The organism is Pedobacter mendelii, assembly GCF_014635725.1.
Lineage (GTDB): Bacteria > Bacteroidota > Bacteroidia > Sphingobacteriales > Sphingobacteriaceae > Pedobacter > Pedobacter mendelii.
Genome location: NZ_BMDJ01000003.1, coordinates 345608 through 370402 on the forward strand (window position 1 = coordinate 345608; position 24795 = coordinate 370402).

Genomic DNA, 24795 nt, shown 5'->3' on the forward strand with positions numbered 1-24795 from the left:
TGATATTTATTTTCTATTTAGGTGGTTAGCCTAAAAGACCTATTTATTTTACGGTTACGATATTACCGTTTATATAAAATTTTATGTTCCCAGTTTCTTCAAGCATTTTAAGCACAACGGAAATCTGATCAAAGCGTGATACAGAACCGGAGAAAGCTGGTAAATTATCAATGCCTTCCTCTAAGACGAATTTAACACCATACCACCTTGATAATTTGCGAAGAATACTTTTAAGGCTCTCATCCTGAAAACGGAACTCTCCATTTTTCCAATCTACAGCAGTTATTGGATCTATCTGCCTAACATCAAAATGACTACCGCTTAAAATTGCCTGTTCACCCGGTGCAATTATTTTTTCAGTATTTGAATTACTCACTTTTACTGCCCCTTCTAATAGGGTAGTTTTAACAACGGGTTCATTACTGTAACTATTAATATTGAAATGGGTACCCAAAACCTCCACTTCCTGCGTAGCACTATTTACAAGAAAAGGATGGTTTTTATCTTTTGCCACTTCAAAATAAGCTTCTCCACCCAACTCAATAATCCTTTTAGCACCAGCAAAATGATTTGGAAACTTTAATTTTGTTCCTGCATTTAACCAAACCTTTGTTCCATCAGGCAAATCAACCTGATATTGGCCACCCAATGGCGTTTCGATTGTGTTATATTTATTAGAATCTGGATTTTTACCTGCATTCAAAACCGAAAAAACCAATAAACCACTTGCAGACTTTTTTATGCTTATTCCATCTAATTTTGCCAATTCACCTGTTTTACTTGTTGCAAGATTAATCTTCCGTCCATCGCTTAAAGTTAAAACGGCCTCATTTCCACCTGGCTTAATATCGTTAGCAAATCTATTATCAAAAGATTCATTTTTTATTTTTACTAAATACAAGCCACCAAGTATAAAAACTGCAATAACTGCTGCAGCTGCAGAAATCTGCCATAATTTTATAGATTTGGCTTTAGGGCTTACAGTTTTTTTATTATCGAATAATTCATTTTCTATAAGCTGTTTAACCTTTAATCCTAAAGCTTGCTTTTCAGTTTCTGAAGCATCCCAGGAATTTGACAACAACTGCTCTTCAATAAATGAATCAATTAAATACTGCTCTTTTGGGTTTGTATTTTCATCAATGTATTTTTTTAATAACGATTTAGCTTGGTCGGTTTTCATAGATTCATAATACGGTTTGGTAGCGTGTTACAATAGGATATTCCAAAAAGATGGTTTTGGTAGTAGATTTATTTGAAATAAATTGAAATAAAAATATTTTATCTAAAAAAATACAACAATAAGGCACTCACTGCAATAGAAAACCTTCCTTTTATTGCTTCAGATATAATTTTTAGAGAATTACTGATTTGTTTTTTAACTGTTAGCTCAGAAATATTTAGCTTTTTAGAAATTTCCCTATAAGATAACTGTTCATCTCTACTAAGAATATAAATTTCCCTCATTTTTTTAGGCAATTTTGCAATACCTTTATCTATTTCGAGCAGTAAATCTTTCAGCGAAATGTTTTGTTCAATATCCTGGCTCTTGTCTGCAATAAAATCAGCCAGTTCTTCAACAAAATGAGTATTATGGACATTCCTTTCTATATAGCGGAGTGAAAGGTTTTTGGTACTTTTAATAAGATACGCACAAAGAGTTCCTTTAATGGAAATTTCGTTTCTCCTATTCCAAAGGGAAATAAAAATCTCCTGAACAATATCAGCAGATTCTTCTTCAGATTTTGTTAATCTTATCGAATAAGAAGCCATTTTTTCCCAATAGCGATTATATATTTCAGAAAATGCAAACTTATCTTCCTTTTTAAGTAGAAAGAGAAGTTCATCATCCGATAAATTCGAAAAGGACACCATAGATTTGTAAGAATACGAATATAAATACAAAATGGCCTAAAAGTTTAAGATTATTGAACATTAAATGATTTGACTTAATTAACCATTTAAAAAATATTAACTTAAGTTTTAAACTTTGTTAAAAGTATAGTGTGGATACTACCTTTTAAGGTTTGCAAATAAACATTTATTTGCGCTTTTTTAGACATTGGAAAAAATAACCTGTACGAATGTTGCGCCAACACTCATACAGGTTAAATTTACTTTATAATTTATTGTAAACTACACTAAAATAAGAACTAAGTGTAAATGATGATGCACTTCCATTAGAAGCCCAAGATGGACTAACCATGTTCATACTATTACCATCGCCGTTCCATGCCCAACCAAGAATGGTCCATCCTTTAGATTTTGCGTAATCTACAATGGCCGACCAGTTTGCACCAGAACCACCCTGGTTACCAAACTCACCCAGTATGCAAGGTTTTCCTGCAGAAGCCAAATCATCTATATCAGAAGTATTCATATATCTTCCTTTAGCCTGGTTGTAAGCGCCCGGATATATGTGAGCAGAAAGGATATAATTACCATCGTTAAGCTTCGTTCCACCGTTTAAACCTTTCGCCGCAGCGGCAGCAATAGCTGTTTCTTGTCCATAGCCCGAAATATCAATGATGATTGGTCCACTGTAAACCTGCCTTACTATTGAAATTGCATTGTTATAAGCAGATGCAAAGCCATTTGCAGTAAGGTTATGGCTCCCCCACTCATTCATCAGGTTTACAGTAAAAGAACCAGAGGAGGCCAAATTAGCATAATTAGCTTTCCACCAATTTGCAGCGGCTGTAAGTTCAGCGGTATTATCAGAACCTAACACGCTAGATTTATGGTAGGTTGCAATAACTGTGTAGCCGTTGCTTTTCGCTTGTGATATCCAGGTTTTCGCCTGACTTACTTTATCCGGCTCAATTTCAAGGCGTACTGTTTTAATCTTGGTTTGCTGCTTCATTAACGACCAACCAAAATTAGGATTGCCATTATTGTAATAAGATGGCTGAATGTTTACACCATTACCGATACCTGATGTTAATTCTGTTTGTGCCACCATTGTCGTTTCTGTAGCACCAGCTGGATTCATATTCTGTTCTACATCTGCATTTTTTTTGCAGCTATTTAACAGACCCAAAGAAAGTAATATACCGATATTTAAAAAGTAGATTTTAGCTGACCACCAATTAGTGGTAAATTGATAATTTTTCATAATCAAAAGGGTTTAGATTTGGTTAAAAATTCCTTTCAAAACGCAAATCACTGTGCACCATGAATTACGGACAAAAGGAATTAAATTTTCTATATACCAAATTTATCTTCTATTTAGTCATTTAGCTAATATCATTTCTTCAATTTTTGATATTATATAAACACTTAAAATACTAACCCGTAATTGAAAACATACATATCCAACTCTACAAAAAATATCAAAAAAAAAGGAATAAATACATGAAAGAAATTCTTAATTTGCTTTTTGTATTTATTCCCAGAATAGAATTTAAGTTATTTTTAAACTACAACAAACCGTATAGTCCGTGAGTGTATTTGCGTAAAGAATCGGAAACAGATTGCATTTTATCCGGAGACGGCCCTGTTACTTTATAGGCCTGAAGGTACATTTCTAAATTTTGATGATTTTCTTCTTCTTTGGAGAATCTGTTTAGCGTGTCATTTTGGATTTCGTCTGTTTTTAAAGGAGCCATATAATATTATTTTTATATGGAAGCAACATGCTTAATTGAGAATAGTTTTATAGCAAATTAAAAAAATTATTTAACTTAAATATTGAAGGTTTTATTTAGCAAATTAGTGCTTCAAGGCATCAATATTGGTTGATTGCCTTTCAACTACAGTAGGTTCTAAAATAATATTACGAATATCATCGTATGGGTTTTGCTTTGCAACCATTTGCAAAAACATTTCTGCACAAGAGGTTCCAATTTGGGCCGGATACTGGTTAATAGTGGAAAGACTTGGAGTAATGTATGCAGAAAAAGCCTCATTAGCAAAACCAATAACGCCTATTTTTGGTGGAGTTTCTCCAGTTTCGTTAAGTTTTTTTATCACGCCAAGTGCTGTAAAATCATCACCGGCAATAATCGCATCAGGCTTATCTTTATTTCTCATTAATCGCCCGGCACCGTATCTGCCATCTTTAATAGAAAGGTCACTAAATATAATATTACGCTCTTGTATAATCATACCATTCGCCTTAAGTGCATCTTTATATCCTTCAAGGCGATCTTTAAAAATTTTAATCTGATGTATTGTTGTTATAAAGGCAATATTTTTATAACCTTGTTTTATAAGGTGTTCGGTGGCAATATATCCAGCCTGGTAATCATTTAGTGTTATCGTTGGCACATTAATTTCCTGATTAACGCGATCAAATATTATCAGTGGTTTATTTTGCTTAATTATTTCTTCAAAATGAGAAATATCATTAGTTTCGAGAGACATCGAAGCCATTATGCCATCTACCTGAGCTTCAAGAAGAGTTTTAACACCTTTTATTTCATTCTCTATTGATTCTTTAGACTGAAATAAAATAATTCTGTAACCACTGTCTTTTAGTCCCTCTTCAATATTATGAATTATGGATGCAAAAAAGTGCGCTTCTATGGAAGGAACGATAACGCCGACAATAAAGGATTTACCTGATTTAAGTGCAGATGCAAGTTTATTAGGGCTGTAGTTTAATCGCTCAGCTACTTCTTCAACGGCTTGTCTGGTTGCTTTACTAATTGCAGGAAAACCACTTAGCGCCCTGGAAACCGTTGAAACCGTTATGCCCAGTTCTTTGGCAATGTCGTATATGGTTGTTTTTTTCTTCAATACTGAACCAGAAATTGATAAAACTTATGTAACTAATAATGCTTTACAAATCTTAAGACCTGTAAAGAACTACCAATACGCATTTTACAATGCTAAACTTCTAAATATATCTGTTAATAACATTTTCTAAATATTCTTGTTTTCCACTTCTTACTTCAGGCTCTCCGTTTTCCGCCGCATAGTTTCTTAAATCTTCCAAAGATAGTTGACCCTTTTCAAACTCTGCCCCTTTACCACTATCATAAGAAGCATATCTTTCTGCTCTAATTTTTTTATAGTCAGACTTTTGAAGAATAGCATCTGCCGTTATCAATGCCCTTGCAAAAATATCCATTCCTCCAACATGGGCATAAAATAAATCTGCCGGATCTGTAGAGTTTCTTCGGATTTTAGCATCAAAATTAACACCACCACCTTTTAAACCTCCACCTTCTAAAATAATTAACATTGCTTCGGTTAATTCATTGATATCATTTGGAAACTGGTCTGTATCCCATCCATTCTGGTAATCTCCACGATTTGCATCAATTGAGCCTAATAAACCATTATCTACCGCAACTTGTAATTCATGCTGAAAAGTATGACCTGCAAGAGTAGCGTGGTTAACTTCAAGGTTTAATTTAAAATCATCAAGTAAATCATACTGTTGTAAAAAGCCTTTGACTGTTGCAGCATCATAATCATACTGATGTTTTGAAGGTTCACAAGGCTTAGGTTCGATAAAGAAAGTGCCTTTAAAACCTTGTTTTCTGGCATAATCTTTAGCAGTATGCAAAAATTTAGCTAAATGTTCCTGCTCGCGTTTCATATTGGTATTAAGCAAACTCATGTAACCCTCTCTACCACCCCAAAAAACATAATTTTCGCCACCTAAAGCTATTGTTGCATCGAGGGCAGCTTTAACCTGGGCAGCTCCATGCGCCAAAACGTGAAAATCGGGATTGGTTGAAGCACCATTCATGTAGCGTTTATGACTAAATAAATTAGCTGTTCCCCAAAGTAATTTAACACCACTATCTGCTTGTTTTTGTTTAGCATACTCAACGAGTGTTTGTAATCTGCGTTCATTTTCGGCAATATCATTACCATAGTCTACTACATCTACATCGTGGAAACAATAATATGGGATTTGCATTTTAGTTATAAATTCAAATGCAGCATCCATCTTATCTTTCGCTCTCTCTACAACGTCTTTCTTTTCATCCCATGGAAAAACATGGGTTGCTCCACCAAAAGGATCGGCTCCATTGCCATTAAAAGAGTGCCAATAAGCACACGCAAATTTAAAATGTTCTGTCATGGTTTTTCCTGCCACAACTTTATCGGCATCGTACCACCTGAATGCAAGTGGGTTATCACTTTCCAAACCTTCAAACTTGATTTGATTTATATCTTTAAAAAATGCTTTTGCTCCTGTTACTACTTTTGCCATTGTATTATGTTTTTATTTCTGATTATTTAGTTCTTTTATTAATATTTTTTTCCAATCCTGATAAATCACTTCATAAGCCTGCGTATTTTTCGGTTCCATGTAGGTAATGATTTTATGCGCTGAAAATGCATCATTAGCAGTTTTATAAATTCCTGCACCAATTCCTGCGCCAATGGCTGCCCCCACACTTCCATCATTTTCATATAATTCTAAACGAACGCCAGTTACATCAACAAATGTTTGTGCAAAAACATCACTAAGAAATAAATTTGCTTTGCCCGCCCGAATCACTTTTGGCTGCATGCCGTTCTCTCTCATAATGTCTAATCCATAACGAAACGAAAAGGCAATCCCCTCCTGAACTGCTCTAAAAATATCAGATTGATTGTGTGTATTCAGATTTATACCGAGTAATTGAGCACCTGTATATTTGTTTCCCAGCATACGTTCTGCCCCATTACCAAATGGCAAAACGCGTAAGCCATTGCTTCCTATTGGAGCTGCTGCCGAAAGCTTATTTAATTCAGGATAACTTAACTGAGGAGCAAAATTATTTTTTGCCCATCGATACATGCTACCAGTACCATTAATACATAGCAGAACACCTGTATGCGGTGTTTCATTGGTATAGGTTACATGCGCAAAAGTATTTACCCTTGAATTAGAATCATATGTTAAAGCATCGCTAACCCCATAAATAACACCTGATGTACCAGCTGTTGCAGCCACTTCGCCAGGTTTTAAAACGTTTAATGATAATGCATTATTTGGTTGGTCGCCAGACTTATAACTCACTGGAATACCTGCCGTTAATCCAAGAATCTTCGCGATTTCATCCTTTAGATAACCATGAACCGAAAATAATTGCCTTAGTTCAGGAATAATTTTTTTATCAAATTGATAATGGTTCATTACCTCTTCAGATAATTCATTCTTGCTGAAATCCCAAAATATTCCTTCTGATAGTGCCGGAATGCTGGTTGTAATTTCGCCAGTTAGTTTCATTGCTATAAAATCACCCGGCAGCATAATTTTATCTATACATTCGTATATTTCTGGTTCGTTTGCCTTAACCCACGCCAGCTTTGAAGCTGTAAAGTTACCTGGAGAATTTAGTAAATTACTTAAAGATTTTTCGTGGCCTATAGCATCAAAGGCTTGCTCGCCAAGTACTACAGCTCTGCTATCGCACCAAATTATACTATCTCTTAGTACATTTTGATCTTTATCTACAATGACTAAGCCGTGCATTTGATAGGCTATTCCTATTGCTTTTACTTCTTTAAGATTAACTCCGGAAACATCCCTCAACTGAAGAATTGCTTTTTGCGTATGTTGCCACCAGTCGAGCGGCGATTGTTCAGCCCAGCCCGTTTGTAAAGACTTTATTTCGGCTTCTTTTTCAGGATAATTGGATGTAGCAATGCATTTTTGCAATACAGAATCAACAACTGAAACTTTGATGGATGATGTTCCTATATCTATGCCTAATAAATACATTTTTATAATAATTTAATTTGGTTATGCAAACGGTTGCATAAATATAGTTTTAAAACTATTAAAGCCAAATTTTTTTTATAAAAAACAGAGAAAATAAAGAATCAAGAAAAGCACTATAAAGGCATAAGTACTTTAAAAAAAAGCATTATTCTTTGAAAATTATATAATTAACGGCATATTTCAGAAATATAAAAATGAGGGTTTTGGAATATTTTCCGAATTACTTGATTTATCAACAAAAAAAATTAAAATGCTATAAATCAAATTAATAACGGAAAATATCTATCTTTTATAGTGTATGAAATGATATAATTAAATACTATTATACATCTTTTCATAATACTCTATTGCCATTCTGGAAGATTCGAATTTAGGTAAAACGCCCTCTATACCTTTTTGAATCATCGAAAACCATTTAGCAGGATTCTGATAGTAAATTGGTAGAACATCATCTTCAAGAATATCCATAAGATTTGAATTTTCCTGAGCATCTCGCTCAGCTTGAGAAAGCTCATCAGCTGCAGGCTGAATAATAAAACAGTTTTCTCCATCAACAGCAAATTCCGGAACCCATCCATCCGGAAGTGAAAGATTTACAGCTCCATTCATTACAGCCGTCATTCCACTGGTACCAGAAGCTTCGCGATACATTTTGGGATTATTTAGCCAAACATCCGCACCTTTTTTAAGCAATGCAGATAAGCCGAGTTCATATCCGGTCAGAACTGCACAATTGGCAAAAGAGCGGGTTTTATCAATAATTTGATTAAACATTTTATTAGCATCAACATCTTCAGGATAAGGTTTGCCTGCCCAAATTATTTGCACGGGCATATCTGTTTCACGGAGAAACTGCAAAAACCGTTCCCAATGGTACATGATAAGATCTGCTCTTTTGTAGGCAGCAAATCGCCTTGCCCAAACAATTGTTATTAGATCTTCTCTGAAAATTTTTCCTGTTTGATTAGCAACCTCTTTAAAAAGCAGCGATTTCATTTCCTTTTTTCTAACATCTGCGCCTTCCTCATCATTTGCTTTTATCAATTCATCAAAAGCAGAATCTTTCCAATAGTTACGATTTTGAGCATTCGTAATTGATATAATTTCGCAAATATTACTATAACCGCCCCACATTTTGCGGGCAACTTCACCATGTAATTTAGATACTCCATTTGCCTTTCCCGAAAATTTAAGTGCAGCAAGAGTATAATTAAATTTATCGCCATCAAGGCCAAGTATAAATTTAACCTCGTGTTCTTGCAGGTGATAGAAGAACGACATCTCTTTAAGTAAAGCGAAATCATGTTCCTCATTGCCTGCTAGTTCGGGCGTATGTGTGGTAAAAACCATTCTTTTCTTAATCTCATCTAGGTTTTTAAATTTTGAATATAAATAGAAATTAAGCGGAACAGCATGTCCTTCGTTCATGTGATAAATATCAGGTGTAATATTTAACTGTTCCAAAAGCAATCCTCCCCCAATACCTAAAATAATAGATTGGGCAATTCTTGTTGTTTCATTCGGATCGTATAAACGATGGGTTATGCTTCTGCTTACGTAGTCGTTTTCTTCTAAATCGGTGCCTAAAAGAAATAAAGGCGCTGAACCAAAAGTTTCGGGTCTTAATAAAAAAGCCTTTACTTTAACCAATCCATTATGAACGGGAACGGAAAAAACGATTCCTGTATCTTCCAAAAAAGAATAATCTTTTTGAATAAATATAGGCTCCATATTATTTGTTTTATCCCTAACCTGATCATAATAACCATATTTCCAAAGCATGCCTATGCCAATTAGATTCTGCTTAAGCTCATATGCACTTCTTAGGTGTGAACCAGAAAGAAAACCAAGACCACCACTATAAATTTTTAGCGATTGATCGATAGCAAATTCCATAGAAAAGTAAGCAACTAATTTGCTGTAACTTGTGTTGGGTGTATACCCTGTAATATCTGTAATGGTCATATTGTGCGATAATAAAGATTAAATCAGATCAAAAATAATCATTTTATCAACACCTTTTGCTTAACAATGTTTTACAAAAGATATAGTTACTTTAAAACTTACTGAATATTACAAGATTGATCTGGTAGGATGAAAGTTTTTAAAAAACACTACTTACAGTCTATCGCCTGCCCATAAGCAGAGCTATTTTTTGGCGATAAAAATGGAATACCTAAATCTGCAGAACGCAGTAAAAAAAGCAAACCCATAAAAAACATAAACCATGGAATAAGTTTATTGGTATTAAAACGGATATACTTTTTTAAAAAAATTCCGCCTAAAGAAATCATCATCATTAATGGAGCAGTTCCCAAACCGAACAGAAACATAAATATTCCGCCCGATTTAATATTTCCTGTATTTAATGCCGTTGCCAACGCCAGATAAACCATTCCACAAGGAATTAAACCATTAAGCATGCCTGCAAATAATCCCCATGCTGGCAAATTAAATACCTTGCCCATGGCTTTACTTAATGGGCTTAATGCCTTAGTCTGAATTTTAGAAAAAAAATTATTATACGCCTTATTAAAATGTAGTGCAGTAAAAAGAATCATTAAAGAACCAATAATTATACTAAGCATTTTCTGATTACTAAAAAATAAAACACTGTTACCCAATGCGCCAACTATTAAACCTAGAGCGGTGTAAACGAATATCCTACCGAATTGATAAAGTAAAAGTTGCAAGCCAGAATTGAAGAGATTCTCTTTTTTAAATGGCATACCAATCATTATCGGCCCGCACATTACGGCACAATGTAAACTTCCAAAAAAGCCCATCAAAAACGCAAGCGGTAAAAAGTTCATCACAATATAATATTATCTTTGTACAAATAATCTTTATTTCCCGATCTCCATTGCAAATTTAAAAACCACATTCCCTTTGCCATTTTGGTTATATCAACCAGAATAAGATGAGCATCTCCTGATGTTTTTCCTTTCAATTTAACATCATCCAAACTATTAGCGGGTCGCATTAATACAAGTTCATATTTAGCAGTTGCTTTTATTTGAATTATAATTTGCTTTTTGGTAATCGTAATTTTTGGTTTTGCATCATCATTAAGGACATTTTTTTTCGCATTGTATTCCGCATTGTAATTAATTCCTTTTTCGTAGTAATTTTCTTCAATAAGTGCGTCCCTGCCATGTACATAAAACATATATACAACCATGCAAACAATAAATAGCATAAATGTAACCATGCCCAATACTACTTTTGTTCCCCAATTCATATTCTTTTTTAACTGCTTACAAAAATTAATTTATTACTCTTCTGCTGGTTGAGCGAAAAAACTAGTCGCTGCTGTACTTAAGATTTTACCATCGGCAATTATTTCAAAAACCACATCTGTTTTATACTTCTTAATGGAATTGTTTTTTCTAATTAAAAAGAAGGTAACATGTGCAGAACCTTCTTTAGGCAAAATATCTGCCTTTTGTATAAAATCAATTTCATCGGTATCGCTTTGTGATTTAAACCTAAACTTAATCGTTTTATTGGTTTTGTTAATCAGCTCTGCATTATAGAGGTTGCTGGTTTTATCCTTACCCCTACTTTGGTAAAGTGTTCCGCTTGCTCTTAAAACTATTGTTTGAATATCTTCCCGTTTATAAATTAGAGATGAAAAAACTAGCATAACGATAAATAGAACAGCAGCGTATCCATAAGATTTCATACCAATTCTATATTGTTTTCTTTCTTTTATAAAATCTTGATTGAAGAAACCTATAAGGTTTTTAGGCTTATTCAATTTGAGCATAACCTCATTACAAGAATCAATACACGCTGTACAGTTTACACATTCCAATTGGGTTCCATTTCTTATATCTATCCCAGTCGGACAAACCTGAACACACAGTCCACAATCAATACAATCTCCAAATTTTAAATCGGCTGCACTTTTTTGCGAATGTCCTCTCGGCTCGCCTCTCGAAAAATCGTAGGCTACAACTAAGCTCTGATTATCCAGCAAAACGCCCTGCAACCTACCATAAGGGCAAATAACCGTACAAACTACTTCTCGGACATAAGCGAAAACGCCATAGAAAATAAATGTAAACAGGCAAATAGATAAAAAGCCTGAAACATGTTGTGAAACTGGTTCAGTTATAATTTTAACCAATAAATTTGAGCCAATAATGTAAGCTAGAAACGTGTTTGCTATGGCGAAAGAAATTACAAGAAAGATAAAGTGTTTAATGCTTTTTTTTAAGATTTTATCAACGTTCCATTTTTGAGCATCGAGCTTTCTTTGTTTATTAGCATCGCCTTCAATCCAATATTCAATCCTGCGGAAAACCATTTCCATAAAAATGGTTTGCGGACAAGCCCAGCCGCACCATAACCTTCCCAAAACAACGGTAAAGCATACTATAAACATGATAAATATAAGCATTGCCAATGCAAAAAGATAAAAATCTTGTGGTGTAAATATTAATCCAAAGAATACGAATTTTCTCTCAATAAAATTAAGCAGCACTAATTGTTCTCCGTTAAACCGTAAAAAAGGAAATGAGAATAAAAGTAAAAGCAAGCCATAGCTTACCCACTTCCGATAAGTGTACAACTTGCCCGATGGTTTTTTAGGGTATAGGGAATTTCTGCCTTTACTTTCAGATTTATTTTTTTGTGCCATCTGTTTTGGTTACACTATCACCAATCGCTTTCTTTTCATTATCCTTAACATCTTTTTCTTCGTATTTTTCGCCTTGTGGTGCTTTAGCGCCAGGGGGATTTGTTCCACTTAAAGAAAGTATGAAATTAGATACTGCACTAATTTGTTTTGAAGTTAAATTTTTCTCCCAGCTAATCATTCCCTTTTCTGGAACACCATATTTTATTGTTTTAAAAACGTTATTAATCCCACCTCCATGTAACCAATACGCATCGGTTAAGTTAGGGCCAATAACACCTTGACCTCTATCTCCGTGGCAAACAACACAGTTACCTGTAAAAATGCTTTTGCCTTCTTCCAAAATGATTTGCGAGTTATCAAACTTTACAGAGTTTTCATCAATTGTATTTGCTGATTTCTCTAAGTAAGCGGCTTTTTCTACCTGCGCTTTTGCCACTTCATTTTCGTATTCTTTATCCTGCAAATCACCATAACCACCAATATGATAGTAAAAAAGGTAGCCCGCAGCAAAAATCATTGTCCCAAAAAATAAGAAATTAAACCATGCCGGAACAGGGTTATTAAGCTCTTTAATACCATCGTATGAATGTTGTATTACCAAATCCTCCTCCTCTTCAATTGGCCGCAGGCTTAATAATTTATTCCATATTGATGGTTTAGTTGGTTTTTGTTTTAACCAGCTGTCATAATCTAAAACTGGTACATTAACTGCCTTCAAGTACGGCGTTGGATTTAATTGCTCCTCGTACATCACCTTAAATGCATTAAGAAGTGTTATCGAAACAAAAAGCAGCACAAGGGTAAAAAGTAAAAGAATTACAACTAGCATTTCAGCGCTGTTTAAGCCTAGTCCGGGTTCAGAAGGAATAACAATAGCCGTTTTTCCGTCTGCAGCAAACGCTGATACTGATAAAAACAAAAATAAAAAGGATAGCTTAATCTTCTTCATACGATATAGGTTGATTTTCTTGAATAGGAAGTTCACTCATTACTTCAATATGTTTTTTATTTAGTTTTAGCAGATAAATACCCACAATTACAAAAAATACCATAAACATAAGTAAAGAGGTAATTAGGTAAAGTTCACCTCCGGCTAAGTCTTTTATTTGATTAAACATAATATTATTGATTTGAAGGAATAGTTTCTTTATTGGCTTTTATATCGGTACCTAAGCGTTGTAAATAAGCAATGATGGCTACAATTTCTCTATCGCTTTTTATTTTGATGTTGTTTTGTTTTAAATCAAAAGCAATTTTATCAGCCTGAATTTTTAAATCAATGTTTGCTTGTTTATCATAACCTTCGGGATATGGCACACCCAGCGTTTGCATCGCTTTTATTTTACTTGGCGTTGAGGTTATATCTAGTTTTTGCTCAATTAACCATGGATAAGGAGGCATAATACTTCCAGGCGACATAGAAGTAGGGTCAAATAAATGATTAAAATGCCAGGCATCAGAATACTTCCCGCCTATGCGGTGCAAATCTGGCCCGGTTCTTTTACTTCCCCACAAAAAAGGATGGTCGTAAACAAATTCGCCGGCCTTACTATATTCTCCATATCGTTCCGTTTCTGAACGGAATGGACGAACGGTTTGAGAATGGCAGTTTACACAACCTTCCCTGATGTATAAATCTCTACCTTGAAGTTCTAAAGCAGAGTAAGGTTTTACACTTGCAATTGTTGGTATGTTTGATTGTATGGTAAAAGTTGGCATCATTTCTACCATACCTCCAATAAGAATTATGATTAAAGAAAGTACCATAAATTTCATTGGCTTACGCTCTAAAACCCTATGCCAAGCCTTATCAGCCGGAGAACTATCAACAATTATTTTTGCCAGAGGCATAGCTTCAGCAGGTTCATTGGCAACAAGTTTTGCGCTTAGCATTGTTTTGGTGAGATTATACGCCATGGCGATAACACCCGTTAAATACAATGCACCACCAATTGAACGCAAAATATGCATTGGAATAATTTGTAAGGTTGTAGCCAGAAAATTTGGATATTTTAACAAGCCTTCCGGTGTAAACTCTTTCCACATTAAGCCTTGTGTAAAGCCAGCCCAATACATTGGTACAGCATAGAAAAGAATACCTAAAGTGCCTATCCAAAAGTGAAAGCCAGCCAATTTTTTAGAGTATAGTTCGGTTTTATAAATTCGTGGAATTAACCAGTACAAAACACCAAAGGTTAAAAATCCATTCCACCCTAGTGCGCCAACGTGTACATGTGCAACAATCCAATCAGTAAAATGTGCCACACCATTTATTTGTTTAAGAGATAACAAAGGTCCTTCGAAGGTTGCCATACCATAAGCGGTAAGTGCTACAACCATAAATTTCAGTGTAACATCTTCCCTTACCTTATCCCATGCGCCACGTAAAGTTAAAAGACCATTAATCATACCGCCCCAACTTGGTGCAATAAGCATAATAGAGAATGCTACGCCTAAAGATTGAGCCCAACCGGGAAGCGAGGTATATAATAAATGGTGAGGACCTGCCCAGATGTAAATAAAAATTAAAGACCAAAAGTGAAGAATACTCAGCTTATAAGAATAAACCGGTCTATTCGCCATTTTAGGCAAGAAATAATACATCATTCCCAGATACGGTGTAGTTAGAAAAAATGCTACGGCATTATGTCCATACCACCATTGCACTAATGCATCTTGAACGCCAGCATACACATAATAACTTTTCATAAAAGAAATTGGCAACTCGAAAGAGTTTACGATGTGTAAAACAGCAATGGTAACAAAGGTGGCTATGTAAAACCAAATGGCCACATATAAATGTCTTTCTCTTCTTTTAATAATTGTACCAAACATGTTTACGCCAAAAACCACCCATATTATTGTTATAGCAATATCTATCGGCCATTCGAGTTCGGCATATTCGTGTGATGTAGTAAAGCCTAAAGGAAGTGTTATAACTGCCGAAACAATTATGAGTTGCCAGCCCCAGAAATGAATTTTGCTTAGCACATCGCTAAACATTCTGGCTTTTAATAAGCGTTGAAGCGAATAGTAAACACCCATAAAAATTGCATTACCTACGAAGGCAAAAATTACAGCATTAGTATGTAATGGTCTGATTCTCCCGAAAGTAGTGTATTGGCTACCAAGGTTCATTATAGGCTTAAAAAGTTGCATGGCTGCAAGTAAACCAACAGTCATTCCTATAATTCCCCACACCAACGTGGCGAGAGCAAAGTTTCGAACAATTTTATTATCGTAAGTAAATTTTTCTAACAGCATAATACAAAATGAGTTTGTTTGTGCAGTAAAGGTACCGTGGTATGCTGATTTAAATGATGATGGTGATTAACTGGAAAAGTGATCTTCTTCACTTTTTCCTGCTGTAACATCATCATCAAAAAGAATACGTATCGCGGGCGTATGAACATCGTCATTCTGTCCATTTTTATAGGCCCAGAAGAAAGCTGCAAGGAAAATTAATGCCATTAAAACACTGCAGCCAATTAAAAAGTAAAGAATGTTCACGCTAGTTTATTTTTTTTGGCGAACCACTTTGTTGCCAGAGTTGTAAATGAGATAATGGTTATTGTGCTAATGGGCATAAGTACTGCTGCAACTAATGGATATAATGTACCTTGTACAGCATAATAAATACCTATGCAGTTATATGCGATAGCAATAGCAAAGCTTATTTTTATAATTTTCAATCCATCTTTACTTTGTTGAATAAAATTTGAAAGAAAGTTTAATGAGTTTCCCTTTAGAATTGCATCGCATCCAGGTGTAAAATTGTTAATATTGTCCGTTATTGCGATTCCAAAATCGCTTTGTTTTAATGCACCTGCATCATTTAATCCATCGCCCAACATCATTATTTTATTGCCTTCATGTTGAAGTTCTAAAACAGCGCTAAGTTTTTGATGAGGGTTTTGACGAAACCTGATTTTTGTATTTAAAGGAAAAATTGCTTTTAAATCGCATTCATCCTTATTTGTATCACCAGATAAAACTTGGAGTTTGAAGCTATTCTTTAAATTGCTGATAAGTTCTTTTAAGTCAGGGCGCCAATGCTGGTTTATAGAAAAGTAACCTTTATACACACCATCAATAACGACATGCACTCCATTACCCGATGCTTTTTTTAAATGAGCGGGTAAAAGTGAAAGATTTCCGGCATAAACTTTTTGTCCCTTAATTTTTCCGCTTAAACCTTTTCCAGGTGTTTCTAAAAAATTCTGAACAGCATAAAATTTATTTGCATTTAGTTTTTTTAAAATTTGCCTGCTCAATGGATGCGCGGAGTTTCGAATTAATGAGCAAACCGCTATCTCTTCGGAGCTATCAAGCATTCCGCTAAATGATATATCTGCAGTTTGGCTGCTTGTTAAAGTGCCTGTTTTGTCGAATATAATGGTGTTGCATTTGGCAAGTTCTTCAACAGCATCGGTATTTTTAATATAAAATCCGTTTTTATCGAAAACAGATAATATAGCAGATAAAGTAAAAGGTGTGCTTAATGCTAAAACGCATGGGCAAGCAACAATAATTACAGCTGTAAATGCCGACCAGGCTTTGTGGCTATCACTTTGAAATAACCAATATCCGGTAGCACAAAATGCAATTGTAAACACACCCAAACTAAAATATTTGGCTACGCTATCATTAAAATTCTGCTTTAAATCATGCTTTTTATAATGTTCGTTGTTCCATAAGCCAGTTAAATAGCTTTGAGATACAGGCTTTACCACCTCAAGTTCAATGGCTTCTCCGGTTTGCCTTGAACCAGCATAAATAATTTCGCCCAAAACCTTATTTACAGGTTCCGATTCACCTGTAACAAAACTCATATCCATTCTACCATTGCCTTTCATTAAAATAGAATCTGCCGGAACCAGCTCTCCATTTCTAATCCAAAGGCGCTCGCCTATTTTGATTTCATTTATGGATACAGGTTTTTCTTTTCCATTCTGCAATGCTGTTACAGCAATGGGGAAATAAGAACGATAATCTCTATCGAATGAAATATGATGATAAGTTCTTTGTTTGAGCCATTTTCCCATCAAAAGCAAAAACACAAGTCCTGTTAGCGTATCAGCAAAACCTGGCCCCAAGCTAAAAACAACCTCAAATGCCGTACGTAAAAACAATACCGCAATAATTAAGGCTAAAGGTGTATCAAGATTTATGTGTTTGTGTTTTATACTTGTAATTGCAGAAATAAAATAATCGCGACCACAATAAAAAGCCACAGGAATAGCAAAAGCCAAATTTAGCCAACCAAAAAGCAATTGAAATTGTTGCTCAAAACCCGAAAGACCAAAATATTCGGGAAAGCTAAAGAGCATAACATTGCCCATGCAAAACCCTGCAACAGCAATTTTTAAAACCAATGTTTTATCAATAGAATTACGATTTTCTTTAACAACATCTTGAAGACTAATTAGTGGCTCGTAACCAATCTGATTTAGTGTTTGCACTAAACGTTTTAATGATATTTCTTCATGATTGAAGCTTATTGTAACTTGTTTTTTAAGAAAATCTATACGCGAACTGAAGATTGCAGAATTAATTTTATAGAGATGCTCTAATAACCAAATACAAGAGCTGCAATGAATTGCCGGAATGTAAAAAGTAATTATACTCGAACTTTCGTGCCTGTAATCTAATAGTTGGGTAATAATTTTAGGCTCATCAAGGTATTCTAAATGGTTTTCGCTTTTAAGCTGCTTACCAGGATTGTTATTGTAAGCATAATAATTGCAAAGGTTATTTTCTGAAAGAATTTTAAAAACACCCATACAACCTGCGCAACAAAAATCTTTATCGCCTACTTCAAATTTTAGTTTGGGTAAATCCTCTCCGCAGTGGTAACAAACTAATTTTTTTACTATTTTCTCTTTACTTTCCATACCAATCTTTAATTAAACAGATAAACTGAACAGCTGCGTTTTTGGCTGTTTAAGCCATAGTTTCTCATCAAAGGCCATGCAAACATTTCTAAGGAACGATTTTCCATGAGCTGTAATTTTTATTTCCTTTTCATTAATTGATATTAATTTATCTATCAATAAAGGCTGCAAGCGTATATTCACTGCCTCAGGAATTCTATTATGATAAGTGGTATTTTCTTTACACATAATATTTAGGATATGCTTTCTGATTTCCAAATCTTCTGCAGTTAACAAATGTCCTTTCTCAACAGGAAGAATTCCATTTTGAATTTTATCGAGATAGGTTTCTACTGTTTTAGTGTTTTGGGCAAAAGCTGTCCAGCTATCGCTTATAGATGAAACACCCAAGCCTATTAATAAATGAGTATGTTGGTTGGTATAACCCATAAAGTTTCGATGGAGTTTCTGTTCTTTAACTGCGTGAAACAATGAATCGCTTTTAAGCGCAAAATGATCCATACCTACATCTTCGTAACCAGCATAAAAAAACATTTGCCGGCCAGCCTGATAAAGTGCAAATTTCTCATCCCCAGCCGGGATATCTTTTTCAGTATAATGTCTTTGGCCTGGTTTTAACCATGGAACATGAGCATAACTGTAAAAAGCAATACGATCTGGCTTCATAATAATTGCTTCCTTAATGGTTTCTTTTAACCCAGAAATAGTTTGCCCGGGTAAGCCATAAATCAGATCGAAATTGATGGAAGTATAACCGATTTTTCTGGCATCTTCTGTAACTTTTGAAACCTGATCTGGTGTTTGGTAACGATTGATGAGAAACTGAACTTTCGCATCAAAATCCTGAATACCAAGACTCAATCTTCTAAAACCAAGGTTATAAAGGGCTATTAAATGATGGGAAGTTGTATTTCCTGGATGTGCTTCAAAAGAAAATTCTGCATCGTTAGCAATTTCTGCATTATGCATTACTCCTTTTATTAATTCTTGAAGGTTTTCTGCCTTAAAAAACGTGGGTGTTCCGCCGCCGAGGTGCAGCTCTTTAATTTTTGGTGTTCCGCCTAAAATTTTAACATACATTTTCCATTCTTTAAGCAATGCATTTATGTAAGGCTTTTCTACTAGATGGTTTTTTGTAATTCGGGTATTACAACCGCAATAAGTACACATACTTTCACAAAAAGGAAGGTGGATATATAGACTTATACCCTCTTCGTTATAATTTGAATATGTTTTTGTTACAGATTTTAGCCAATCATTTATGCTAAAAAGTTCATTATCCCAATAAGGTACAGTTGGGTAGCTGGTGTACCTTGGTGCAGCAACATTATATTTTTTTAGTAGCGCAGCATTTTCCATTATTTTAAAGTTTTAACCACTGCACATTCATTTTGGCAACAACATGCATTGCCCACGCATTTGCCCGCAGCCCATTGATCAAGGTTTTTAATAACCTGCTCCATACGCAGCTTAGGCGTTATATTACTTGGTTGTAATGGAACATTTGCCACTTTCATTCCGGCAGAACCAGCTGCTTTTAAATCAAGATGGTCAGTTTCAAAAGACGAAGTTGCAATATATCTTATACCAAGAGATTTAAGTCCCTGAATCATAGCTTCGCTTAGATAATCGTTATTAAATACTAAAAGTGCTTCTTTTCCAGCTGCAAATGAAAGCGTATCGGCCGTTAAGCTGTTTGCAATTATAGTAATGTCGTGCTTTTTATAGTTGGCGAGAACCAACCATTCTTTTTCATCGGGCTTAATGTTATAAGCTATAGCTTTCATATACAGAGTTTATGTGAACAAAACTATGGCGAAAGTGACTTATAATTGATGAGGAAGATTAAGCTAAAATGTGATTTTTATTACATTTAGCTTTTAAAAACCATTTAATGTTTTATATTTTTAAGTTTTTCCACTGATAGAATATTAATGGCATTACCTGTTTTATCGATAAGTTTTTCATCTTTAAAATCAGCCAACATTCTGCTTATCGTTTCGCTTGCAGTGCCAACTAATGCTGCCAAATCATCTCTTGATATGCGAATGGTACAGCTATCTTCTTTGCCATCGCCAAATTTTGCCGCAACTTGCAATAACGCTTCAGCAACTCTTTTTCTAACTGAAGAATACGCCAGTTCAAGCATCTGTTTTCCTTTATCGCGTACATTTCCTGATAACAGCCCAATAAATATTTTAGATACTGCCTGATGATTTAGCAAGTATTCCATAAAATCGGTTTTAGGTATTTGGATAATATCCGATTCGAATAATGTTGCTGCATTATCTGCATACATTTCGCCATTACATAAGCTCTCATATCCAAAAAAATCACCATCATGATAAAGACTTGAGCTAAGTTCTCTCCCATCTTTAAAACGTTTATATGTTTTAACCTGACCTTTTAATAAATAGTAGAGATGGGTAGGTTCATCACCCTCAACATATATAATTTGTTTATTACCAATCAATCTGGTTTTTCCTTTTTTCCGAAGTTCATCCATTACAGCTTCGGTATTTATTGCCAAAGAGTTAAAACCTGTTGCTTGCTGTTTCTTTTTGAACCTACTCTCTATCGCTTTAAAAAGTTCAATATCATCAAATGGTTTAGTAAGATAATCATCAGCACCCATTTCCATGCCTTTACGCATATCTGCCCGTTCTGTTTTTGCTGTAATGAAGATAAATGGGATGTTGGCCGTGCTTTGATTCTTATTCAACAAATACAAAACACCGTAGCCATCTAATTCCGGCATCATAATATCACAAAGAATAATATCAGGTATGTGTTTTAGTGCCATATCTACCCCAAGCTTACCATGTTTTGCGGTAAGAGTTTCATAACCTGCAAGATCTAGCACTTCGGCTGTACTTTCTCTTATATCATCATTATCTTCAATTATTAAAACTTTTTTGTTCATGGGATGAGATTTATGATGATAAGTTATTTTATGAACCGAAAATTGAGCGTAAAAATAGTTCCCGAATTTTGTTCGCTCTCACAAACCACGGATCCATTCATTAATCCAACATATCGCTTTACAATATTAAGCCCAAGCCCGGTTCCGGGAATATCGCCGGTATTGTGTGCCCTAAAAAAAGGCTCAAAAAGATTATTCTGATCGGCTTTAGGAATGCCTATACCATTATCTTTAACTTCCAGAATAAGCTCGTCATCTTTTAATATAGTATTAAATTGTATTAGTGTATCCTCTCCCGAATATTTTATGGAGTTAGATATCAGATTTATGATACAGTTTTTGAGCAGGTTAGCATCCAGGTAAACTTCAGCTGTGGTACCTGTATGTTCATAAATAATATGCTGATTTTGTTTAGTCATCATTTGCATTTCTTCCGCTATTTCTTCAGCAAAGCTGATAATATTAAAAGATTGAGCAGAAGCTTCTACCTTACCTGCCTCAAGTTTTTCTAATGATAAAAAATCGTTTAAGATGGTTGTTAAGTTGTTTATCGAATTCTTAATTTTCAATGTATGTTTTTCTACACTTGCCGTATCCTGCTTTGTTGTGTATTTATCAATTAACGAAGCTGATAACTGTATAGAGCTTAGCGGCGTTCTAAACTCATGTGATGCCATGGAAACAAATCTTGTTTTTAGCTGATTTAGTTCCTTTTCTTTTTGAAAAAGTGCCCGCATATTCTCTTTAGCCATTTCAAGTTCCGATACAAGCTTAACCAAATCTTGAGTACGTTCTTTTATTTTAACTTCTAGCTTTTCAGTATAACTTTTAATCTGCTCCTCGTTTGCTTTTTCTTTACTTAAATCGTGTATAAAACCAGTGTATATTTTCCTATCGCTAAATTTTATTTCGCTAACACCTAATCTGAAAGGAAAAACAGAACCGTCTTTGCGCTTTCCTGATACTTCTCTACCAGTACCAATAATGTGCTTTTGACCGGTATGTTCATATCTCGAAAGATATTTATCATGGCGTGAATAATCTGGTTCAGGCATTAGTTTTGATATATTTTGCCCTACCAATTCTACTCTTTCATAACCAAAAAGTTCGAGCGCAGCCGGATTTAAATGTTCAATAATTCCTTTATCATCTATAGTTATAATTCCATCTATGGCATTTTCAATTATTGCATCTAAAAATTTCGATCTATCCATTAAACTCATCTGTATGTAATTGTAAATATAGAAAAGTTATTATGATGCCTTTTTTCTTTATTGGATAATGATTTTATTTAACTTAACCTCTGCAATTGCAAGTTCTTTCAACTGCTGAGCCGCCTGAGTAGTAAATTCACCAAATAAAATTTTGTAATAATTTATACCCTCTGAAAGCTGTAATTTAAATCTGGTTAACCGTTTCATTTTTTTATCGCCAAAGTTTTGAAATTGTTTCCTAATATCTTCCTGAAAGTAATCGATATACAAATTAAGCTCATTAATAAAAAAATGTGACCTTTCTACTTTTTCTAATAAATTTACCTTCCCATAAATATGTCCAACCATATCATCAAAAGAATATACATCAGAGAAATAAGCTAAATTAGGCCCCGGACAAATGGCAACGGCCTTATTTTCTTTAGGTTTAAAAATGTTATACTTTAAATATGCAGAAGAGCACAGTCCTTCGCAAAGACAAACTTTTTCGGTTACTTCATTAAATTGCTGTTGGTATTCATCATCTGATAAACCAGCATTTTTTAAACTCTTTATTTTTAAGTTTTGATATTCTCTTGATGCAGTGCAAATGGCCTGCTTTGTAAACTCCGTATTGTTGCAAAGATATTTCTTGGTACATGGACTACCTGGCCTACCTTTTTCAATGCGTTCTTTTCTTTGTAAATCTATTGTACTGTTTTTAAAATTATTAAATTTTATACCCAATGGAGAAACGCTGCTCAGGTAAAAATCACTTTCTTGTGAGTCCGTTAGCTGCACTAATGTTTCAGCATCTACATTTGTAACTTCGGGTACCAAAAGAAAAGGACTGCCCCAGCCTGCAGCGTCAATTCCATAGTATTTTAACAAAAAGTTATGCTCTGCAGAAGTACCTATTCCGCCCTGAACGGTAATTCTTTGTTTGGGTAAGTCTGAAATTATTATCCCTTTTACAGCTAAAGCATTTTTGTAACTTTCTATTAGCTCATTAAACATTTCGCTTTTTTTTACTTTAAAATCCTGTAAAATGGGGCCTAAAAGATACCCTTCAGTAGCAAATGCATGTCCGCCACAGTTTAAACCAGATTCTATTCTGAACTCTGACACCCATAATCCTTTTTTAGCTAGAAACTTAGCCTGAATTAATGCCGATCTAAAATCGCTAACCTTCAATATTATTTTCTTTTTTTGAACACCTTTCTCATCAGGGGAAAAATCTTTAAAGTTTTCCATATAACTATACAATCTCGGGTTCATACCAGCCGAAAGAATAACCGAAGAAGTTAAATTACTTTCTGCAAATCCGCGTAAAGCTGCAAGAGCATCTGTATTTAAATCGCCCGAATATTCATTGTTAATGTAGTTCATTTTATCAACCTTTGCCATGATATTTACATCTACAGAACCTAATTTCATAGCATTGCGCAATACATTCTGAAAAGTTGTTTTCTCATCTCCTTCCGGATAATCCTTCATCAAATCGTAGCTTCGTTTAAGTTTTGACGTTTCGGGCAAAAGCTCAAAATAACGGCAGATATCATTACCTGCTTCAAAATTTTGTTTTTTTAGTACATTAAATTGCTCATCTATTCTTTCACCTAAAAAATTTAAATAGGATGTAATTCTTTTTGAGCGATAATCTGTTTCCTGCTTATCTATAGGTATATATTTTACTGTATATTTTTCTGAATGATAAGCCCGCATGCGCTCAATTAATTCATCATCTACGATTGATAAAACAGAGGAAACGCCATATCTGGCTACTTTTAATGGTGTATCAATAGAATAACCCAGACCTAAAACCGGGATGTGGAAAGTATGCAACATAAGGTTGTTTTTATTATCGCAAACCTATTAAACACTAATTAAATCAGGAAAGAGTATGATTACATTAAAAAATGATGAGCATCACTTTTGCAAAATTCTCGTTTTAGCTTAGCCCTAAAAATGTTTAATTAAGCGACAGAAATAGAAATCACAGCCTTAAATAAATTAACTAATCTATTGGAATTATTTTATTGAACTTTGCTTCAGTATCAACCGGACCATCTGCAGGGTAAGTTTTATAGTTAATTGTAAGCACAAAGTTTTTGATGTCAAATTTGCCTTTATCAAAAAAAGAATAATTTATTGGTGTGGTAACGGTTGCACCTGATACTTGTTTTGCTACTTCTTCGGTTACATTAACTGCTAAATTATCGTTTGTAATGGTGTATTTTCCATTTAGCATTAAAGACCAATCTCCGGTAGCTTTATTTATAAACTTTAATGTGAATTTTCCCCCTGGTTCAAAAATCAATATACGGGAAGTTCCGTATAGTGGTGCTTCTTGCCAGGCACCTGTTAATACATCTTTTGGCAAATCAACATCTTTATTTTTCTTACAAGAGAAAATAAAAAGAGATAAAAAAATAACAATTCCGTAGGTACTTAATGTTTTCATGAGC

Annotated in this window: 22 protein-coding genes; all 22 read right to left on the minus strand. The window is 34.4% G+C overall.

All coding sequences use genetic code 11. The annotated features are described in order from the left end of the window. Positions 1–43: 43 nt before the first annotated feature. Positions 44–1183 (minus strand): FecR family protein, encoded by a 1140-nt coding sequence (locus IEV50_RS07560; RefSeq protein WP_188412635.1) that lies wholly within the window; start codon positions 1181–1183, stop codon positions 44–46. 98 nt (positions 1184–1281) lie between these two features. Next, on the minus strand, positions 1282–1875 hold the full coding sequence (locus IEV50_RS07565) for an RNA polymerase sigma factor (protein ID WP_188412637.1): 594 nt from the start codon (positions 1873–1875) through the stop codon (positions 1282–1284). 244 nt (positions 1876–2119) lie between these two features. Then, positions 2120–3115, minus strand: coding sequence for a glycoside hydrolase family protein (locus IEV50_RS07570; protein ID WP_188412639.1), 996 nt, complete (start codon positions 3113–3115; stop codon positions 2120–2122). A 304-nt stretch (positions 3116–3419) separates the two neighbouring features. Then, on the minus strand, positions 3420–3608 hold the full coding sequence (locus tag IEV50_RS07575) for a hypothetical protein (RefSeq protein WP_188412641.1): 189 nt from the start codon (positions 3606–3608) through the stop codon (positions 3420–3422). Positions 3609–3711: 103 nt separating this feature from the next. Beyond that, positions 3712–4740 carry a LacI family DNA-binding transcriptional regulator gene (locus IEV50_RS07580; protein ID WP_188412643.1) on the minus strand — a complete coding sequence of 343 codons (1029 nt, stop codon included), beginning with the start codon at positions 4738–4740 and terminating at the stop codon, positions 3712–3714. Positions 4741–4840: 100 nt separating this feature from the next. Continuing rightward, complete coding sequence (gene xylA, locus IEV50_RS07585; protein ID WP_188412645.1) at positions 4841–6172, minus strand: xylose isomerase; 1332 nt, start codon at positions 6170–6172, stop codon at positions 4841–4843. Between the two features lie 12 nt (positions 6173–6184). Beyond that, entirely contained in the window at positions 6185–7672 is a 1488-nt protein-coding gene (locus tag IEV50_RS07590; protein WP_188412647.1) for a xylulokinase, read from the minus strand. 312 nt (positions 7673–7984) lie between these two features. Further along, entirely contained in the window at positions 7985–9637 is a 1653-nt protein-coding gene (gene glgP, locus IEV50_RS07595) for an alpha-glucan family phosphorylase (protein ID WP_188412649.1), read from the minus strand. Between the two features lie 149 nt (positions 9638–9786). Continuing rightward, entirely contained in the window at positions 9787–10485 is a 699-nt protein-coding gene (locus IEV50_RS07600) for a sulfite exporter TauE/SafE family protein (protein ID WP_229746672.1), read from the minus strand. Further along, a complete protein-coding gene (locus tag IEV50_RS07605) occupies positions 10485–10913 on the minus strand; it encodes a FixH family protein (protein ID WP_188412652.1) in 429 nt (142 codons plus the stop codon). The genes IEV50_RS07600 and IEV50_RS07605 overlap by 1 nt, the downstream gene beginning before the upstream one ends. 33 nt (positions 10914–10946) lie before the next feature. Further along, positions 10947–12317 (minus strand): cytochrome c oxidase accessory protein CcoG, encoded by a 1371-nt coding sequence (ccoG, locus tag IEV50_RS07610; RefSeq protein ID WP_188412654.1) that lies wholly within the window; start codon positions 12315–12317, stop codon positions 10947–10949. Then, positions 12301–13266, minus strand: a complete 966-nt coding sequence (locus IEV50_RS07615) for a cbb3-type cytochrome c oxidase N-terminal domain-containing protein (RefSeq protein WP_229746669.1) — start codon at positions 13264–13266, stop codon at positions 12301–12303. The genes ccoG and IEV50_RS07615 overlap by 17 nt, the downstream gene beginning before the upstream one ends. Then, positions 13253–13435: a hypothetical protein gene (locus IEV50_RS07620; RefSeq protein WP_188412656.1), complete on the minus strand. Its 183-nt coding sequence runs from the start codon at positions 13433–13435 to the stop codon at positions 13253–13255. The genes IEV50_RS07615 and IEV50_RS07620 overlap by 14 nt, the downstream gene beginning before the upstream one ends. Positions 13436–13439: 4 nt before the next feature. Beyond that, positions 13440–15581, minus strand: coding sequence for a cytochrome-c oxidase, cbb3-type subunit I (gene ccoN, locus IEV50_RS07625; RefSeq protein WP_188412658.1), 2142 nt, complete (start codon positions 15579–15581; stop codon positions 13440–13442). 66 nt (positions 15582–15647) lie between these two features. Then, positions 15648–15827 (minus strand): cbb3-type cytochrome oxidase assembly protein CcoS, encoded by a 180-nt coding sequence (ccoS, locus tag IEV50_RS07630; protein WP_188412660.1) that lies wholly within the window; start codon positions 15825–15827, stop codon positions 15648–15650. Then, complete coding sequence (locus IEV50_RS07635) at positions 15824–18211, minus strand: heavy metal translocating P-type ATPase (RefSeq protein ID WP_188412662.1); 2388 nt, start codon at positions 18209–18211, stop codon at positions 15824–15826. The genes ccoS and IEV50_RS07635 overlap by 4 nt, the downstream gene beginning before the upstream one ends. A 12-nt stretch (positions 18212–18223) precedes the next feature. Continuing rightward, positions 18224–19570 (minus strand): oxygen-independent coproporphyrinogen III oxidase, encoded by a 1347-nt coding sequence (gene hemN, locus IEV50_RS07640; RefSeq protein WP_188412664.1) that lies wholly within the window; start codon positions 19568–19570, stop codon positions 18224–18226. Then, positions 19570–19998, minus strand: a complete 429-nt coding sequence (locus IEV50_RS07645; RefSeq protein ID WP_188412666.1) for a Rossmann-fold NAD(P)-binding domain-containing protein — start codon at positions 19996–19998, stop codon at positions 19570–19572. Before IEV50_RS07645 ends, hemN begins: the two co-directional genes overlap by 1 nt. A 104-nt stretch (positions 19999–20102) precedes the next feature. Beyond that, complete coding sequence (locus IEV50_RS07650) at positions 20103–21134, minus strand: response regulator (RefSeq protein ID WP_188412668.1); 1032 nt, start codon at positions 21132–21134, stop codon at positions 20103–20105. Between the two features lie 23 nt (positions 21135–21157). Continuing rightward, entirely contained in the window at positions 21158–22348 is a 1191-nt protein-coding gene (locus IEV50_RS07655) for a PAS domain-containing sensor histidine kinase (RefSeq protein WP_188412922.1), read from the minus strand. A 57-nt stretch (positions 22349–22405) separates the two neighbouring features. Then, positions 22406–24175 carry a hypothetical protein gene (locus tag IEV50_RS07660; RefSeq protein WP_188412670.1) on the minus strand — a complete coding sequence of 590 codons (1770 nt, stop codon included), beginning with the start codon at positions 24173–24175 and terminating at the stop codon, positions 22406–22408. A 169-nt stretch (positions 24176–24344) separates the two neighbouring features. After that, positions 24345–24791 carry a hypothetical protein gene (locus IEV50_RS07665; protein ID WP_188412672.1) on the minus strand — a complete coding sequence of 149 codons (447 nt, stop codon included), beginning with the start codon at positions 24789–24791 and terminating at the stop codon, positions 24345–24347. Between the last annotated feature and the right edge of the window lie 4 nt (positions 24792–24795).

Bases quoted from the DNA above. Each gene is read 5' to 3' on its own strand.
- IEV50_RS07650 (WP_188412668.1), bottom strand. From the start codon at position 21,134: ATGAACAAAAAAGTTTTAATAATTGAAGATAATGATGATATAAGAGAA.
- IEV50_RS07570 (WP_188412639.1), bottom strand. From the start codon at position 3,115: ATGAAAAATTATCAATTTACCACTAATTGGTGGTCAGCTAAAATCTAC.
- IEV50_RS07615 (WP_229746669.1), bottom strand. From the start codon at position 13,266: ATGAAGAAGATTAAGCTATCCTTTTTATTTTTGTTTTTATCAGTATCA.
- IEV50_RS07635 (WP_188412662.1), bottom strand. From the start codon at position 18,211: ATGGAAAGTAAAGAGAAAATAGTAAAAAAATTAGTTTGTTACCACTGC.
- IEV50_RS07590 (WP_188412647.1), bottom strand. From the start codon at position 7,672: ATGTATTTATTAGGCATAGATATAGGAACATCATCCATCAAAGTTTCA.
- IEV50_RS07600 (WP_229746672.1), bottom strand. From the start codon at position 10,485: ATGAACTTTTTACCGCTTGCGTTTTTGATGGGCTTTTTTGGAAGTTTA.
- glgP (WP_188412649.1), bottom strand. From the start codon at position 9,637: ATGACCATTACAGATATTACAGGGTATACACCCAACACAAGTTACAGC.
- IEV50_RS07565 (WP_188412637.1), bottom strand. From the start codon at position 1,875: ATGGTGTCCTTTTCGAATTTATCGGATGATGAACTTCTCTTTCTACTT.
- xylA (WP_188412645.1), bottom strand. From the start codon at position 6,172: ATGGCAAAAGTAGTAACAGGAGCAAAAGCATTTTTTAAAGATATAAAT.
- IEV50_RS07560 (WP_188412635.1), bottom strand. From the start codon at position 1,183: ATGAAAACCGACCAAGCTAAATCGTTATTAAAAAAATACATTGATGAA.
- ccoN (WP_188412658.1), bottom strand. From the start codon at position 15,581: ATGCTGTTAGAAAAATTTACTTACGATAATAAAATTGTTCGAAACTTT.
- IEV50_RS07575 (WP_188412641.1), bottom strand. From the start codon at position 3,608: ATGGCTCCTTTAAAAACAGACGAAATCCAAAATGACACGCTAAACAGA.
- IEV50_RS07665 (WP_188412672.1), bottom strand. From the start codon at position 24,791: ATGAAAACATTAAGTACCTACGGAATTGTTATTTTTTTATCTCTTTTT.
- IEV50_RS07655 (WP_188412922.1), bottom strand. From the start codon at position 22,348: ATGGATAGATCGAAATTTTTAGATGCAATAATTGAAAATGCCATAGAT.
- ccoG (WP_188412654.1), bottom strand. From the start codon at position 12,317: ATGGCACAAAAAAATAAATCTGAAAGTAAAGGCAGAAATTCCCTATAC.
- hemN (WP_188412664.1), bottom strand. From the start codon at position 19,570: ATGGAAAATGCTGCGCTACTAAAAAAATATAATGTTGCTGCACCAAGG.
- IEV50_RS07645 (WP_188412666.1), bottom strand. From the start codon at position 19,998: ATGAAAGCTATAGCTTATAACATTAAGCCCGATGAAAAAGAATGGTTG.
- IEV50_RS07605 (WP_188412652.1), bottom strand. From the start codon at position 10,913: ATGAATTGGGGAACAAAAGTAGTATTGGGCATGGTTACATTTATGCTA.
- IEV50_RS07620 (WP_188412656.1), bottom strand. From the start codon at position 13,435: ATGTTTAATCAAATAAAAGACTTAGCCGGAGGTGAACTTTACCTAATT.
- IEV50_RS07660 (WP_188412670.1), bottom strand. From the start codon at position 24,175: ATGTTGCATACTTTCCACATCCCGGTTTTAGGTCTGGGTTATTCTATT.